General features: G+C 53.7%; 12 protein-coding genes and 2 pseudogenes. 9 read left to right on the forward strand and 5 right to left on the reverse strand.

Features of this window, described 5'->3' with window-relative positions:
- Window positions 1–98 precede the first annotated feature (98 nt).
- Window positions 99–383: a transposase gene (locus tag AC2FLB_RS09275; protein WP_425595932.1), complete on the reverse strand. Its 285-nt coding sequence runs from the start codon at window positions 381–383 to the stop codon at window positions 99–101.
- A 5-nt stretch (window positions 384–388) separates the two neighbouring features.
- On the opposite strand from AC2FLB_RS09275, the pseudogene AC2FLB_RS09280 reads away from it, so the two are divergent.
- The 5 genes and pseudogenes from AC2FLB_RS09280 to AC2FLB_RS09300 form a co-directional block, all read left to right on the forward strand.
- Window positions 389–649, forward strand: a pseudogene (locus AC2FLB_RS09280) (IS110 family transposase); the annotation flags it as partial.
- A gap of 476 nt (window positions 650–1,125) precedes the next feature.
- Window positions 1,126–3,048 carry a DUF3604 domain-containing protein gene (locus tag AC2FLB_RS09285; protein ID WP_142640387.1) on the forward strand — a complete coding sequence of 641 codons (1,923 nt, stop codon included), beginning with the start codon at window positions 1,126–1,128 and terminating at the stop codon, window positions 3,046–3,048.
- Between the two features lie 160 nt (window positions 3,049–3,208).
- The gene (locus AC2FLB_RS09290) at window positions 3,209–4,039 is read left to right on the forward strand and encodes a peptidyl-prolyl cis-trans isomerase (protein ID WP_496709121.1); all 831 of its coding nucleotides are present in this window, start codon (window positions 3,209–3,211) and stop codon (window positions 4,037–4,039) included.
- Window positions 4,036–5,025 (forward strand): HupE/UreJ family protein, encoded by a 990-nt coding sequence (locus AC2FLB_RS09295; protein WP_496709122.1) that lies wholly within the window; start codon window positions 4,036–4,038, stop codon window positions 5,023–5,025. Before AC2FLB_RS09290 ends, AC2FLB_RS09295 begins: the two co-directional genes overlap by 4 nt.
- Before the next feature lie 7 nt (window positions 5,026–5,032).
- A pseudogene (locus AC2FLB_RS09300) lies at window positions 5,033–5,140 on the forward strand (IS6 family transposase); the annotation flags it as partial.
- 119 nt (window positions 5,141–5,259) lie between these two features.
- Here AC2FLB_RS09300 and AC2FLB_RS09305 read toward each other — a convergent pair.
- Window positions 5,260–8,136 carry an autotransporter family protein gene (locus AC2FLB_RS09305; protein ID WP_496709123.1) on the reverse strand — a complete coding sequence of 959 codons (2,877 nt, stop codon included), beginning with the start codon at window positions 8,134–8,136 and terminating at the stop codon, window positions 5,260–5,262.
- 231 nt (window positions 8,137–8,367) lie between these two features.
- Here AC2FLB_RS09305 and AC2FLB_RS09310 point away from each other — a divergent pair, with 231 nt between their 5' ends.
- A complete protein-coding gene (locus tag AC2FLB_RS09310; protein WP_496709124.1) occupies window positions 8,368–10,467 on the forward strand; it encodes a tetratricopeptide repeat-containing sulfotransferase family protein in 2,100 nt (699 codons plus the stop codon).
- 446 nt (window positions 10,468–10,913) lie between these two features.
- On the opposite strand, the gene AC2FLB_RS09315 is transcribed toward AC2FLB_RS09310, so the two are convergent.
- A complete protein-coding gene (locus tag AC2FLB_RS09315; protein WP_496709139.1) occupies window positions 10,914–11,648 on the reverse strand; it encodes a TetR/AcrR family transcriptional regulator in 735 nt (244 codons plus the stop codon).
- On the opposite strand from AC2FLB_RS09315, the gene AC2FLB_RS09320 reads away from it, so the two are divergent.
- From AC2FLB_RS09320 to AC2FLB_RS09330, 3 genes are read left to right on the forward strand one after another with little or no spacing between them, the layout of a single operon-like run.
- Window positions 11,602–12,138 (forward strand): redoxin domain-containing protein, encoded by a 537-nt coding sequence (locus tag AC2FLB_RS09320; protein ID WP_496691467.1) that lies wholly within the window; start codon window positions 11,602–11,604, stop codon window positions 12,136–12,138. The genes AC2FLB_RS09315 and AC2FLB_RS09320 overlap by 47 nt on opposite strands.
- Before the next feature lie 55 nt (window positions 12,139–12,193).
- A complete protein-coding gene (locus tag AC2FLB_RS09325) occupies window positions 12,194–12,661 on the forward strand; it encodes a YybH family protein (protein ID WP_496691468.1) in 468 nt (155 codons plus the stop codon).
- Window positions 12,662–12,702: 41 nt separating this feature from the next.
- Entirely contained in the window at window positions 12,703–13,110 is a 408-nt protein-coding gene (locus AC2FLB_RS09330) for a hypothetical protein (RefSeq protein WP_496709125.1), read from the forward strand.
- A gap of 318 nt (window positions 13,111–13,428) precedes the next feature.
- On the opposite strand, the gene AC2FLB_RS09335 is transcribed toward AC2FLB_RS09330, so the two are convergent.
- Window positions 13,429–14,055 (reverse strand): DUF2306 domain-containing protein, encoded by a 627-nt coding sequence (locus AC2FLB_RS09335; protein ID WP_496709126.1) that lies wholly within the window; start codon window positions 14,053–14,055, stop codon window positions 13,429–13,431.
- A complete protein-coding gene (locus AC2FLB_RS09340; protein ID WP_496709127.1) occupies window positions 14,048–14,800 on the reverse strand; it encodes a hypothetical protein in 753 nt (250 codons plus the stop codon). Before AC2FLB_RS09340 ends, AC2FLB_RS09335 begins: the two co-directional genes overlap by 8 nt.
- Between the last annotated feature and the right edge of the window lie 18 nt (window positions 14,801–14,818).

Consider the following 14,818-nt stretch of genomic DNA (forward strand, 5'->3'; position numbering starts at 1 on the left):
CTCTGATTCCTTTTCTGAGTTTACTGCATAATCGTTCTGAGGCTGGTACATTTTGATCCAGATCATTATTTGAGCGCATCGTTCTTAAACGTTTTGAGCTATTTGACGTCTGGAATGCCACCATCCGTACTGCTTGAAACCAGATGAGCGATGACACAACAAAGCCAAACCGCCATCTGTCTCAAAACATCTGATGACGTATAGCCGTCCATTGCCAACCGTTGCCACGTCGACAGGTGATTGGGCCGTAGATCATGTCGTCGCGCAACTTCATTGACCTCAAACCCAGGACCAACGACTTGGCCACAACACGACCCTTGAACGGTTCTGAAGGTGTAGACGCCCCGGCTGGCCTCGGTGTGCCATTGTGGGTTTGCAAACATCCTGAATGGAGGCGTCACTGGAAGAGATTGGCCTGAATTTGGCGAAGAATGTGTTCCAGGTGCACGGAGCGGCTAGAACAGGTCACCCGGTTCTTCAGAAGAAACTGCGCAGGGGCCGGGTCCTCGAGTACTTTGCCAAATTGCCGTGTTGCGTGGTTGCAATGGGGGCCTGCGCCAGTGCGCATTATTGGGGGCGCGAGATCGGCCGTTTGGGTCACGAAGTCAGGCTGTTCCATCCGGCCCTTGTTTCAGGCTGGGCGAAGCGCGCGAATGGCGGGTAAGTTTGGTGTTTCCATGACTGATCCTCCGAACCGCCATTCCATCCCACTTCGACAGCCCGACGTTGACCGGTGCAGCATATCACTGGATGCTGCATCGCATCCGACGTCGAGTTTGAGCCCAAAATGATCCATGCCGCGATAGCCAAGAATGTCATCTAAGCGCAGCTATGCCGACTTTGCTAAAGTGCATACATGGCTCACGATAGACATTCGCCAATTCAATCCGCAATTTCTCCAAAGCTTCCGTTCTCAATGTTGAGCCCAACAATCGAGGCTATGACTTATCGAGTCATTTTCAGACCAACTTCGGCAGCCACACTCCTACTTGCATCATCGTGACAAAGCCAAGAGCTGAGTATTCCCACAAATGGAAAATTGATGTTATATAGAGAAATAGGAATATTAATTCTTGAGATGTAAGTCACCGGCACCACCGGGCGATCTTGAGTTGGGAGGTCAATATGCTTCGAGCTTTTGTTTATTCTATCTCACTGGGGCTGGCATCATCGACGGTCTTTGCCGACGCTGTTCCTAGCGAAGAAGCGGCGGAAGGCTTGTTCTCAAAGCAGCCGTATTCTCCATATGCGAACCGGACTTTCCCTGAGCGCCCGCTGTGGGGAGACTCGCATCTTCACACCGGACTTTCGCTGGATGCAGGTGCTTTCGGGAACACACTGTTACCTGATGAAGCTTGGCGCTTTGCAAAAGGTGAGCAGGTCATTTCATCCACGGGTCAACCAGTAAGACTGGCCCGGCCTCTCGACTGGATGGTTCTCACGGATCACACTGACCTGATGGGATTTGCCCCGGACCTTCAGGCTGGTAAGCCGGGCGTCCTTGCCGATCCAAAAGGTTTGGAATGGTACGAAGGTTACAAGGCAGGTGGCGAAGAGGCCGGCAAAGCGGCGTTCGACATCATCACCAACTTTTCGCAAATGACCCTGCCAGAAGTTCTTCTGGAATCTTACAGCCCGGGCGCTGACGCTTTTGCTTTTACATGGGAGCAAATCGTTCTGGCTGCGGAAGAACATAACGACCCCGGCAATTTCACAGCGTTCATCGGATTCGAATGGACCTCTGTACCCAAGGGTTTCAACCTGCACCGAAACGTCATGCTGCGTGATGGGCCGATCAGGGCGCTTCAGATGGTGCCGCCGGTCACGCAACCACCCTTTGGTGATACCGACCCAAAGGCGCTATATGCGTGGCTGGAAGACTATCAAGAAAAAACGGGCGGTCGGGCGGTAGCTTTCGCCCATAACGGCAACCTTTCGAACGGATGGATGTTCCCGACCGAAGACACCTATCACGGTGGCAAGGTAGACGAGGAATATGTGGCCGCCCGCGCGAAATGGGAACCCCACTATGAAGTCACGCAGATCAAGGGCGACGGCGAAGCGCACCCCTTCCTGAGCCCCGATGATGAATTCGCGGATTACGAAAACTGGGACGTCGGCAACCTCGACATAACCGAGCTGAAAACCGATGACATGCTGGCTGGAGAATACGCCCGAGAAGCTTTGAAGCGCGGTTTGTTGTTAGAAGAAAAGTTCGGCGTTAACCCATATAAGTTCGGCATGGGTGGCGCAACGGACAGCCATACGTCTCTGGCAACTGCCGAAGAAGACAACTTCTTTGGAAAATCCGTCAGCGTTGAACCATCGGCCACGAGAATAAAGCATCCTTTCATCGCCAATGACCTTGGCGAAATTCCTGGCGACCTTCTTGTCGCATCGGGATACACGGCAGTTTGGGCGACCGATAATACTCGCGCTGCAATCTTCGATGCGTTCAAGCGACGCGAAACCTATGCAACCACCGGACCTCGGATCGGCCTGCGGTTCTTTGGCGGTTGGGGTTTCAGTGACGCGGATGTTGAAACACGCTTCCTTGCAGATGTGGGCTACACCAAAGGTGTTCCGATGGGCTCGGATCTGCGACCTCGCGAGGGTGAAGGTGCGCCCGCATTCCTGATCGCTGCACTACGTGACCCGGTTGGTGCCAATCTGGATCGCGTGCAGGTGGTAAAGGGTTGGCTGGATTCTGAAGGGGCCTTGCAGGAAAAGGTTTACGATGTGGCGTGGTCGGACAACCGTGTTGCTGACCAAAACGGCAAGATCCCTGCGGTTGGAAACACAGTTGATGTTGAAACCGCCAGTTGGACCAACACGATTGGAACTGCCGAACTTGTAACCGTTTGGTCTGATCCTGAATTCGATCCAAATGCACGCGCATTTTATTACGTACGTGCGATCGAAATTCCAACACCGCGTTGGATTCTTTACGATAAGCTGAGATTTGGCGCCGAATTGCCCGAAGACGCGGTGCTCACACATCAGGAACGCGCTTACTCTTCCCCGATTTGGTACACACCGGCAGAGTAACACTGCCGATCACGGCGTTGGCAACCGAGGTAGAAGCCTTTACCTCGGCCCATTCACCAGACGATTGATTTGTGCGTCGCGTTGATTTTCTTGCAATGCTCAATCGACTGATGTCAGCATCGATATGTAAAACCGGAGCCCGTTTCATGCAGGAGCTTTCATGCGAATATTGAAAGAACCCCTGTTCCATTTCTTCCTGATTGGAGCAGCTATTTTCATTTGGTTCCAAATGGTTGCGCCGGAAAACGAGACTGTCGAAGATTTTGGGACAATAACAATCGACGAAAACGATATCGCGCTTTTGTCTGATCAGTTTGAAGCACGGTGGAAACGGCGCCCAAGCGGTGCCGAGCTGCAAGCTTTGACCGATGCAACAATTCGCGAAGAGGTACTGGTCAGAGAAGCAAGAAAGCTTGGCCTTGATCGCGGAGACTCTGTGATCCGGTCTCGTCTCAGTCAAAAAATGGATTTCCTGACCGAAGCGATCGCCACGTCTGTTGTTCCGGAAGACGAAGATTTAGAGGCCTTTTTGCAAAACAACTCGGAGCGCTATGCGACGCCCAGCAAGCTGGCCTTCATTCAGGTCTTTATTGGTGAGGAGCCAAACAAAGCTGAAGTCGAGGGGGTATTGGCCGCCCTGCGCGCGGGAGATGAGGTTTCCGACCTGGGCGGCTCGACACTGCTGCCCGCATCTATGCCCTTGACTGCGACCAGAGTGATAGACTCGGTCTTTGGATCTGGCTTTTCCAAGGGTCTTACAACATTGGATAAAGGTCAGTGGGCTGGCCCGATCCAGTCGGGTTACGGAGTCCATCTAGTTCAGGTGCAAGACATCGAACCTAGTCAAATACCCCCATTATCAGAAATTCACGATGCCGTGCTGCGGGATTGGCGTCGCGTGATGAGCGAAGATCTGGCGCAAGCGCAATATGGGATTCTTGCTGCCAACTATGAGATCATAGTGCCCGCTCTCTCAGGTCAAACCAAATGAAAGCTGTATTTGGCCTACTGATTGCGTTGCTGATTGCGTGGGTCGCAGGAAATGCCTCGGCGCATGCGCTTGATCCGGGGTACTTGGAAATTCGCCAAATCACATCGGACACCTGGAGCGTTCATTGGCGAAAACCCGATGTGAATGGTCAAGCCATGGCGATCGATGTCATGGCGCCGGATGGTTGCACCCCGGCGCGCGGCCCTACCCCAATTTCCGATGGCAGAGCATGGGTTTCTTCCTGGGTTATCGAGTGCCGCGGGGATATTGCGGGCCAACCCATCCAGATAGAAGGTCTGGAGGTTCAAAAGAACGACGTATTGGTCCGTGTGCAGCCCCTGCAGGCTGTGCCCACGACGCTTCGGTTCACACCAGAGACGGCCGTTCAGAACATACCTTCTGAACAGACCACATGGTCTGTTTTCACCGCGTATTTCCAGTTGGGTTTTGAACACATCCTGGAAGGTTGGGATCATCTGCTGTTTGTCTTCGCGTTGTTTATTTTGGTCCGTGATCCGTGGAAACTGGTGGGAGCAGTCACAGCATTCACACTGGCGCATTCAATAACACTGGCATTGGCAACGCTAGGTTTTCTGAATGTCCCCGGTCCGCCGGTTGAGGCCATCATAGCGCTTTCTATTGTTTTTCTGGCGATGGAAATTGTTAAGGGTGGCGACGGGCGTTTCCGACTTTCAAAGCAGAAGCCCTGGATCGTTTGTTTCGGGTTTGGGCTTTTGCATGGCCTTGGTTTTGCAGGCGCTTTGGCCGATATCGGACTACCCTCAAACGATATTCCTGCGGCCTTGCTTGCCTTCAACCTGGGCGTCGAGGCCGGCCAGTTGAGTTTTGTCGGGGCCTTGGCACTTCTTGTCGCGATCTGGCGGTTGATGGCACGTCCAGTTAGCCAAAGGGCGACTGTGATTACAGCCTATGGCATCGGTTCGGTATCGATGTACTGGCTCATAGAACGCATAAGTGGTTTCTGAAGCGCTTTCAGCATCAGCAACTCCAGCTGGAATCGAAACTGCGCACATGATCCGGAAAGGTCAACTCACGCCAGGAGTCTGTCCATTCAAACAATGCGCCGAACTAGCCGGTTAACACCGATGCGATCGCTCAATCAGCTCACCATGCTCAAAAGTTTGCAACAGAGCCCGACATAGTTCAGCTTGGAGCCGATTTCTGCGGCACCGCTCTGGGTGCCGCAGTGCTCTTTAGATCTAGAACGACCAGCGAAGTCCGGCGCGCAGGAATGGCCCCTGAGCGTCGCTGCCGATTTCCTGTTCCGCCGTCAGTTCAAGCCGCATGTCCTGAATGAGATCTTGCTCGTATCCGACCACGACACTGGCGCCGGTAAAGTCGGTGGACGCAAAGGCCAGAGACTCGGTCTGAGAGAAGACGGTTACGTCGCCCTCGGAACTGCCTAGGTCGCGCCGCAACACGCCGCCAAGCTGACCGCTGAGAACACCGCCGTTTTCAAGGTCCTTTGATGCCTCAACCCCCAAACGGGCCTCGACAACTTCGGTGGTGATATCGCCGACGGTGGCATTCGCAGATGACCCCGTCTCGGTATAGCCGTCATCCTTTTGGTTGGTGTAACGGGCGCTGGCAAAACCAAGCAAACCGAAATCCTCACTGACGTCGAATGCTCGCTCGACCCCGATATTCGCCGTCAACAGCCTGCTGTTATAATCGGCCTTAGCATCAGAGCTGCCCGAGATCGACCGGCTACGATCAGTCGTGAGCCAACCAATGCCGAATCCGGCATCCAGCGTGTAGGCACCAAACTGACGACCCACTGCGGCATCAAGATAGAAGCCATTTGTGTCAAAGTCGGTGGTGCTGTTGTCACCATCCGAAGTGAACACGCCCATGGCAACAGCCAGAGACACTCCGTTGTCCATCTGCCCCGTATACCCGGCGCTTCCGCTGAACATCGTCACGTCGGTGTCATCGTTCGAGCCGCTCTCGAACTCTCGATACTGGGCGTCGATCATTGCGAAGGGCCGGAAACCAGCGAAAGTTGCGCCCTGCGCGACCTGCGGTCCCTGACCATAGCTAAGCGCATTGCCACTGCCGCCGACAATGCTGCCGAAGAAGGCCGCGACATCGCCCGATGGTGCAATGTCATTGCCGTCGACCACAGAATAGATCGGGGCCGCGCCGCCCTTGTCCTGCACGAACCAAGCGGATTGCCCGTCAGACACGGTGGTCTTGAAGGTACCCGTACCCGGCGCGGCATCTTCGAACGCAAACACGCCACTGCCGCCTTTGGCTTCTAGGTTCACGTCATGGTCCTGAACGCGGATCAGACCCTCAACGTCGTCCATTGTATCGACATTCAGCGTCCCCGTGCCGGTTCCAAGGTAGACAGCGTAGACCTCATCATTCCCCGAAACCCTGATGGTCCCCAGATCATGAATCGTTCCGTCGAAATTGTCGAACTGAATACCGGCTGCACGGGTGCCGGAACTGCCGGTCGCGTGCACGGTAATCGGGCCCGTGTTCGAGAACGTTCCCTGCATGTCGCCGGCGTACACGCCGAATGCCTCGGATGCGTTTGGCGGTGGCCCACCATTCTGTTGCGCACCATTGGCGGTGACGGTGATGCTTCCGGTGTTCTTGATGTCACCGGTTACGATTTCATCAACATAAATCCCATAGGCCTCGGCAGAGGTGTCATGCGAAATCGCAGTCGCTGTAATCTCACCCGAGTTTGCCAGAGAGCCGCTTAGGTCATCGGTAAGATAAAACCCCGAGGCTTCTGCAGAATCTTCGGCAGCTTCTGCGAAAAGCGTCATAGTGCCCGAGTTACGAATTGCACCGGAAACGTCATCCCCGGCATAAATGCCCGTCGCGGTCGCCTCGTCCGCGGTGTTGAGAGACAAAGCAGTGGCCGTAATCGTGCCCGAGTTTACCACGATCCCGTCAACAAGGTCCTCAAGGTAAAGCCCGCCCGCATATGCTACGTCATCGGTATCCGCGCTGGCAAAGGCCTCAATTGTACCGCTGTTATGTACGGACGCGCCGGACAATACGTCATCATCGACGTAAATGCCGAAAGCAGAAGCGTCGGATTCAACACCGATTGCGGTTACCTCGATGGTACCGCTGTTATCGATCTGACCGGACAGGTCACGATCGACCAAAATTCCATAGGCAATCGCCTCATAGGTCGACGGGGCAGAGGCCAGAACCTCCAATGTGCCGGTATTGCGGATCACACCGTGCGCATTGCCATTGACTTCGATCCCATAGGCAGACGCGGTACTGTCACTGGTCGATATGGCAACCGATTTGATTGTTCCCGAGTTCACGATCTGACCGGTTTCTTCCAGGTCACTTTGCACGTAAATGCCCCAGGCATAGGCATAATCATCGGCGAATGATCTGGCGCGGACATCAATCGTGCCGCTGTTTCTGATCACACCCGCGACGTCGCGGTCGACCGCAATACCGTAGATTGATGCGGTGCTTCCGTCGGTGATCAGCCCATCAACCTTGATCGTCCCGGTGTTGACGATCTTACCTGTTTCAGAAACGTCACCGTCAACGTAGATACCCCAGGCCTCGATATCGCCATCCGTGGACAACACGTCGACATCAATCGTTCCGGTGTTTTGGATTACCCCGTCGGCGTCACCGTTCACCAGCAAGCCATAGATATCCTGAGGATCAGACCCGGTGACATCTACAGAAATGGTGCCATTGTTCACCAAAGCACCGGATTGCTGCAAATTTCCGTCCAGCAAAAGTGCCGTCGCAGTATCGGTATCCGTTGCCGTGACCGAGATTGTCCCGTTATTCGTGAACGTGCTTGAGTAATCGGTCGTGATCGTCAAAGCTGCAGCGGTGGAAGAAGTTATCTCGATCGCGCCGCTTGCCGTTACTTTGTGATCCGCATCGGTCGAGAAAACCTGGGGTGTCGTCACCACATTCGAGATCGTATCCGCATGTACGTCCCCGGCCATCAGGGCAACCATTGATACTTGCGCCAGCAACGCCGCTGGAGCCGCGCTGACAATTTGGCCTTTCCACTTGAAAATACGCCCGCCACGGAGCTTGGGGGCGTTCGCCCTCGACTCATTATTAGTCATTTACTATCCCGTTAGATTATCTTGTTTTTTCTCGAAACTCGTCGCGTTTTTGCAATCGGCTCCGCTTACGAACCGTTAATAAATCGTTAACATGTATGCAATCTACCAATTTTCCATTGCATAGGATGACCTATTGCTGTTGGAAATTCGTAGGAAAACTGCAACACAATGTGGCGACTTGACGGCGCTTGAGATCAGGCTGTCGTCATGCGCCAGCCCGGAGCTACTTGAATGCCTAAAAACCAGACATTATCCATCGGTGAGGCTTACAACCAAGGAGTTCAGGCCTACGATACAGGGCATTTGAATAAAGCTGTCAATGTTCTGAACCAAGTGCTCAAAGCTGCGCCCGAATACGCGCCAGCGCATCAACTGCTTGGCGTAATTGCGTTTCAAACCGGTCAAAGCGGGCCAGCTGAAAATGCTATGCGCGAAGCGATCCGATTGCAGCCGGACAATGCTGGGTTCCTGTCGAATTTCACCGAGGTGTTACGCACGAACGGAAAACCTGAAGAAGCAATCAGGGTTGGCAAACGTGCAGTCCAGCTTGCCCCGGGGGTTGCAAATGCGCATTCAAACCTTGGGCTTGCCTATTACGATATAGGTGATTTATCCGAAGCCGAGGCATCTCAGAAGAGAGCGCTGGCCCTTAATCCAGATCTGATTGCTGCGCTGAATAATCTTGGATCAATCGCGCGCGACAACGAGGACAGTGAAGGGGCAATCTCGTTCTATCGTAGGGTGCTAGATTTGCGCCCGGACTATCTCGAGAGTGTCAACAATCTCATTTCTGTAATGATAGAAGCTGAGGAGCTAGAAGAAGCTAGAGATTTTGCAGATGACTGTCTTGGCAAGGGGTATATTTCCGCAGAGTTGCACCGCAATCGGGGACGGTTACACGTTTTGCAGAGCGAATGGGACGAAGCCGAATGCTGTTTTCGAAATGCGATTTCGCTAGATGAAAAAAAGCCCGAAGCTTATGTCGGGCTTGCGCAGGTCCTGATCGAGAAAAACCTGCATGAACTTGCCCTTGTCGAGGCAGAAAAAGCGCAGCACTTAGACCCCGGCCACGCGCCTGCATATCACTATATAGCCGTTTGCAAATCGCACCTTGGCGACCTCGAGGCCGGTTTTGCCAACTACGAGAAGACCCTTGAGCTAAAACCGGATTTCTCGGCCACAATGATCGCATTGGGCCATCTGGAGATGGAGCAGGGCAATTTTGACGCTGCCCGCAGCTGGTTCAACAAGGCCGCAGAAAGGGACAAAGCGCGTTTGAATGCGCAGATCGCGTTGGTTAAGTTGGATAAAGTTACCGAAGACAACCTTGATTTTCAGGGTCTTGTGGCTGCGTTGCCTGAAGCCGACAAGATGCTTCCTGAACAATCGGTATCGTATCACTACGCATTGGGAAAATGCTATGAGGACCTCAAGCGCTACGACAGCGCTTTTGAGCATTTTGCAAAAGGGGCTGCAATAAAGCGCAGCATTATCGATTTTGATGCCGACCAAATCGAGGAAACGGCAGACGACCTGATCACGGCCTTTACATCGGAACTGCTCGAAAAACTTCACCAGAGCTCGGTGGACAGCAGCCAACCAATTTTTGTTGTTGGCATGCCGCGGTCTGGAACGACGTTGACGGAGTCGATCCTCGCCAGCCATCCAGACGTATTCGGAGCCGGAGAGCTTAACTATTTGCACAAACTTTTCACCGATCAACTGCGCGGTGGAAACAAGAAAACTGGAAGTCTAATTGCGGCTCTCTCGGATCAGGAGCTTTCAAAACGCGCCCAACGATATGTCCAGCGGCTCGATGCGCACGCTCCTGGTAAACCTTATATCGTTGATAAGATGCCTGCGAACTTTCTGATGGTTGGCCTGATTCATGCGATCATGCCCAATGCGCGGATCGTGCATGTCGCGCGCAATCCGCTAGATACGTGTCTGTCCTGCTTCACCCGAGTGTTTCAGCGCAGTCAGCTCCACAGCTACGACCAGATCGAATTGGGTCGATACTTTAATGCCTATGTGCGCGTTATGCAGCATTGGAAGGAAGTTCTCCCCGCCGGCAGCTTTCACACCATTCACTATGAGAGCCTTATCGATGATATCGAGTTCGAAGCGCGACGCTTGATAGCATATTGTGGCCTCGAGTGGGATAATAGTTGTCTCGAGTTTTACAAAGGGGCACGACGTGTCCGCACTGCAAGTGTTCAGCAAGTGCGCCAGCCATTATACAGCTCGTCAAAGGAGAAATGGCGAAACTACGAATCTCACTTAGCACCGCTTATCGAGACAATCGGAGAAGCAAGGATTCCGTTTCGATAATCTTTGGATGGATATTGGTTCTAAAAAGTGTCGGATCTACTAAGGCGTGCTGTTATTGAGGCAAATTCCTCTGAGCCGCACATGAAATTGAGTGCAATCAATCGAACTTTGTTCATCCAGCCACAAGCGACGGAGAGCCAGCAAACCTAGCTTCTAACACCAAATTTCTGGGTGCATCTTTTCACTTGGTTAGAAAAAAGCAGTCATTCGAGTCAAAATCATCAAGGTCAGCAAAGTCCCGCAGACTGTGAGTTACCGTTCTACAGGATTTTGCACGCGCGACGAACGGCAGCTAAGCGGGCTGGACTGCAGCATCGAGACAAGCCGATAGATGTCGGCTAAGGGCCGACTTTAAAGACTGAAACTTGGTTTGTGCCAAGGTTGCTGCGCTGTCTCCTAGGTCCACTCTGAGCCCAGAGTTACCGATGCTGCGCTTTGCACCAAAGTCAGCTTTCGGAATTCGCTAGAACAGAGTTCACGTACTTATCTATGTCGCCCGCCAGGTCGTCATCTGAGAATCCGGCACGTGCCCGGAACACCATGCCCTGCCGTAGGTCGAACATCATTTTGGCACGATCAACGCTCGGAAAACGCTGCGGCAACTTACCGTTAATCACTTCCTGATCAAAGCGGGCCGTGATGCGCTTATCTGTCGATATGATCGCGTCTCGTAGCAATTCGGCGGTGCCGTCCACGTGCCCAGCACTTGTCGCGACGCAAGAAACAAGAAAGCACCCCTTTGCCCCACTGTCATGGTGCGTTGAGTAGTCAATCACAGCCTCAAAGAAGGCGCGAACAGCCTGCCGAATATCGGGCACGGTCTCCAATGCGACCAAGGGCGCACAGGCATCATTCGTCGCATAGCTGTTGATTGCTTCCAAGTAAAGGCCGTGCTTGTCACCGAACTCTGCATAAAGGCTGGGACTGTTGATCCCCATTTCATCTGTCAACAGCTTCATCGATGCGCCTTCATAACCTTGTTTCCAGAACACGCCGATGGCCTTGGTGAGGGCTTCGTCCCGGTCGAAGGTTTTGGGCCGCCCAACTTTTTTTGTGACAATCATTACAAAAATCCTTGACGTTTCGCTTTTGGTATTTTTATAACGATCATCACAAAACGCAAGGACAAGAAAAATGTCATCACGAAAAACACCTGCTGGATCACAGTTTCCCGCAATCACAGTGCCCAAATTAGGCGGGGGTGACCTTATTCTCGGTGCTCCGCATGGAGGGCATGATTGGCAAATGGTCGTCGTTTATCGAGGTAAGCATTGCCCGATGTGCACAAGCTATTTGAAGGAGTTGGAAGTCCTGCTGACAGAATTTCACGCTCTTGGCGTAGATGTTGTCGCGGTCTCCGCCGACCCTGAATCCAAGGCGACCGACCAGATCGCACTGATGCAGTCAAGCTATCCGGTTGGGTATGATCTGAGCCTCAACCAAATGCACGAACTTGGGCTTTATGTGTCTGATCCTCGGTCGGCAGCGGAAACGGATCAACCCTTCGCAGAACCCGGCATCTTTATCGTGAACGCAGATGGTCAGGTGCAGGTCACGGATATCTCCAACGCGCCATTCGCTCGGCCAGACTTGAAAACCTTGCTTGGCGGTCTGCGCTTTATCCGCAACCCTGAGAATAACTACCCAATCCGGGGGACGCGCGCCGCATAAGGCAAGCTCCCTCTAACTCCCTAAAATCAATACACTAAACCGAAAGGACAAGCTTATGCGCTTGACATCCGCTCTCTTCACTATTGCCCTCGTTGCCTCTCTGGCAGTGCCCGCATTCGCCGAAACCGCTGCACAAAGCGCAGCACGGGAAAGCCTGATCGCCTTCAATGATCGTTTCAATGAATTGGCGGCAACCCATGACGCAGCCGGGCTCATTGCCCTCTATGACGAAGATGCGTTCTGGATCGCGCCAGCGACACCTCCAGCGCAAGGCCGCGACGGTGTTCCGCGTCAGACCATCACTTTCATGAGCGAGAACGAAGGCGAGCTGTCACACACGATCGAAGACCTGTTCATCTCTGACGACGGCACGCAGGCGGTCATGAAAGGCATAACCCGCGCCGCCGTCGAAAGTCAGGGCTTCCAGCTCGAAGGATCATACATCTACGTCCTGGAGCGCGAAAGCGAAGACGATAACTGGCAGATCGTGCTGGATATGTTCAGCAACTACGCGACCGATTGATCGCTCGCGCCAAACCACCTTTTCCCAAAAGGACCATTTCAATGGCTATGACCGAAAACCACTCCAACGCCTCCGCTGTCAAAGAGACACTGGACGGGCTGATCCACGGCGTCTCAGGGCATTCGTTCGAAGTGCTCGACAACCTCTATCACCGCGACATGCAGACCTATCTTCTGCTGAACGATGGCACCCTGATGCGCAACGACAAACCCGGATTCATGGAGTTCATCAAACACAACATGGGCGCACTGAAAGACGACAACCCTTGGGTGAAGTATCACCTGGTCGAAGCTGACGACACGCATGGCCACATCGTCGTCAGCCGAAAGAACGATGCAACCGGTCGCTATCAGCTCATCTCACTCAGCATCGACTTCGTGCTTGAGGATGGCCGCTGGCAGATCACCCGCGAGATCATCATGACCCGCAGTGAGGCAGCGGACGCCTAAGCTCAGGTTCACTTGATCGGACCCAATCTAGTGAAGCGGCCATTCGAGGAATACCTCGACATGACCGCTTCGTCCGCAAACAGTGAGCATAATGGCCTTCTGGCTTTGCACTCGCGGCGAAGGGCAGTAATGCGGGCTGCGACCGCAGCATGTAAGTTGGCTGAGGGATGTCGGCTCTGGGCCGTCAACGTCGGCACGGGCGTCTTCCTCCGAAGCGGTGATCTGCACTGCCGCATGATCGCAAAGAGCCCATTCTGACAAACGCTGCGCTTCCGACGCATATCGGCTCCTTGGCAAAATACAAAACCTCGCGTTCGGTCAATTTGTTGACGCTCTGCCTCTCTTGCGCGTTCTTCGAATCCATACTTCTGCAAGTATGAGGTTGGGGACCCAACTCATCGCTACAGCGATGAAATATGCCGTGCCTGTTCCCTGACTGTCGCCTGCCAGGACCGGCACCCAGAAGCTGAATGTCACGAAGAAAAACGCCAGGAAATAACTTCGCAACATCCATTCACGGTGGAGAGAAATATTGCGTTTCCGGATCATCTTGTATGCGAAAATCGTGGACAGAAGCCAAAAGAATCCCAGCAGGAAAAACGACAATCTCGCGGCCCAGCTCACATCGAAGAATGCAGCATTGAGTACCGCCGCGATGCTCGCCAGACATGCGCTGTAGACGTAGATGCGGCCACCCCAGCGATGCGCGCGAATGAAACGGGTTCGTATCGCAGGGTTGAACTGCATTATCCCGGCGATCAATGCGATTCCGCCAGCCAGAGCATGGATTTGAAATGGCAACGGCAGCGCGCGCATCTTGTCAGTTTCAGCAAGGCCAATACTTGCTGCGATAGCGAAAACCCCATACGCCACGCCGGTAGCCGCAAGGATGCACCATGCGCCCCACATTTTCCAACGCCATCGCATGAAATGATCTTTAATCATGGCCATCTCCGTGCGCGCCTATCATCGACTTGCCCGCACCGGAAGTGAGCATTGACGCAGCATCCAGTTCCAGAATTTCGCAGGACCCTGGCCCCCGCACGTGGTCGTCACCGGACACCAGACCAGCGGCAATCGACCCTGCGTAACCAAGCGACACAATTGCAACCGCCGCCCATACGCACCTTGACCGAAACTGCAGGCCGATCAATACGGCGAGAGTGAGCCCCAAGCCGATCTCGATCACCATGAAAACCCGACCGTAGTATCGAGGTTCCCAATAGGAAACTGGTGAGCGGAAGATCCAGTTCGTGAAAGGCATCCATTGCGCGCGCGCATCGTCATGGTGCAGCAGAAAATCAACCCCCACATGAAGCAGTGCGGAGCTGGCGAACACGATCACGATCAGCGCGATCCTACGTGGCCAAACGGCAGGCAGGATCAGACCGGTGAGGCCCAGGGCGATAAGGGCGAGATACAAGGGGATCGAGTTCAGCAGCATCTGAAGCGTTGTCCACGGCTGCTCCCAGTACCGATAATGAAACACTTCGCACCCGCTGGCCCCTTGCTGCCGCTCGACTATGAACATCGCCCAGACATCGGTATCAGGCACTAACGCGCCCATCAGACCAGCCAGAGCAACTGTAGTACGTCCCGGCCTCGCGAAGATTGCGGCTCCGATCAGTAGATGGGTTTGCGTGAACATGAGCAGCATCACCATATTGACAATTAAGTTGTCATAATTCATAGTGACACCTAAGTTGTC

This window comes from Ruegeria sp. CDSA236 (assembly GCF_059611285.1).

Coding starts and splice junctions, on each gene's coding strand:
- AC2FLB_RS09275 (WP_425595932.1), bottom strand. CDS start 383: ATGTTTGCAAACCCACAATGGCACACCGAGGCCAGCCGGGGCGTCTAC.
- AC2FLB_RS09285 (WP_142640387.1), top strand. CDS start 1,126: ATGCTTCGAGCTTTTGTTTATTCTATCTCACTGGGGCTGGCATCATCG.
- AC2FLB_RS09290 (WP_496709121.1), top strand. CDS start 3,209: ATGCGAATATTGAAAGAACCCCTGTTCCATTTCTTCCTGATTGGAGCA.
- AC2FLB_RS09295 (WP_496709122.1), top strand. CDS start 4,036: ATGAAAGCTGTATTTGGCCTACTGATTGCGTTGCTGATTGCGTGGGTC.
- AC2FLB_RS09305 (WP_496709123.1), bottom strand. CDS start 8,136: ATGACTAATAATGAGTCGAGGGCGAACGCCCCCAAGCTCCGTGGCGGG.
- AC2FLB_RS09310 (WP_496709124.1), top strand. CDS start 8,368: ATGCCTAAAAACCAGACATTATCCATCGGTGAGGCTTACAACCAAGGA.
- AC2FLB_RS09320 (WP_496691467.1), top strand. CDS start 11,602: ATGTCATCACGAAAAACACCTGCTGGATCACAGTTTCCCGCAATCACA.
- AC2FLB_RS09325 (WP_496691468.1), top strand. CDS start 12,194: ATGCGCTTGACATCCGCTCTCTTCACTATTGCCCTCGTTGCCTCTCTG.
- AC2FLB_RS09330 (WP_496709125.1), top strand. CDS start 12,703: ATGGCTATGACCGAAAACCACTCCAACGCCTCCGCTGTCAAAGAGACA.
- AC2FLB_RS09335 (WP_496709126.1), bottom strand. CDS start 14,055: ATGATTAAAGATCATTTCATGCGATGGCGTTGGAAAATGTGGGGCGCA.
- AC2FLB_RS09340 (WP_496709127.1), bottom strand. CDS start 14,800: ATGAATTATGACAACTTAATTGTCAATATGGTGATGCTGCTCATGTTC.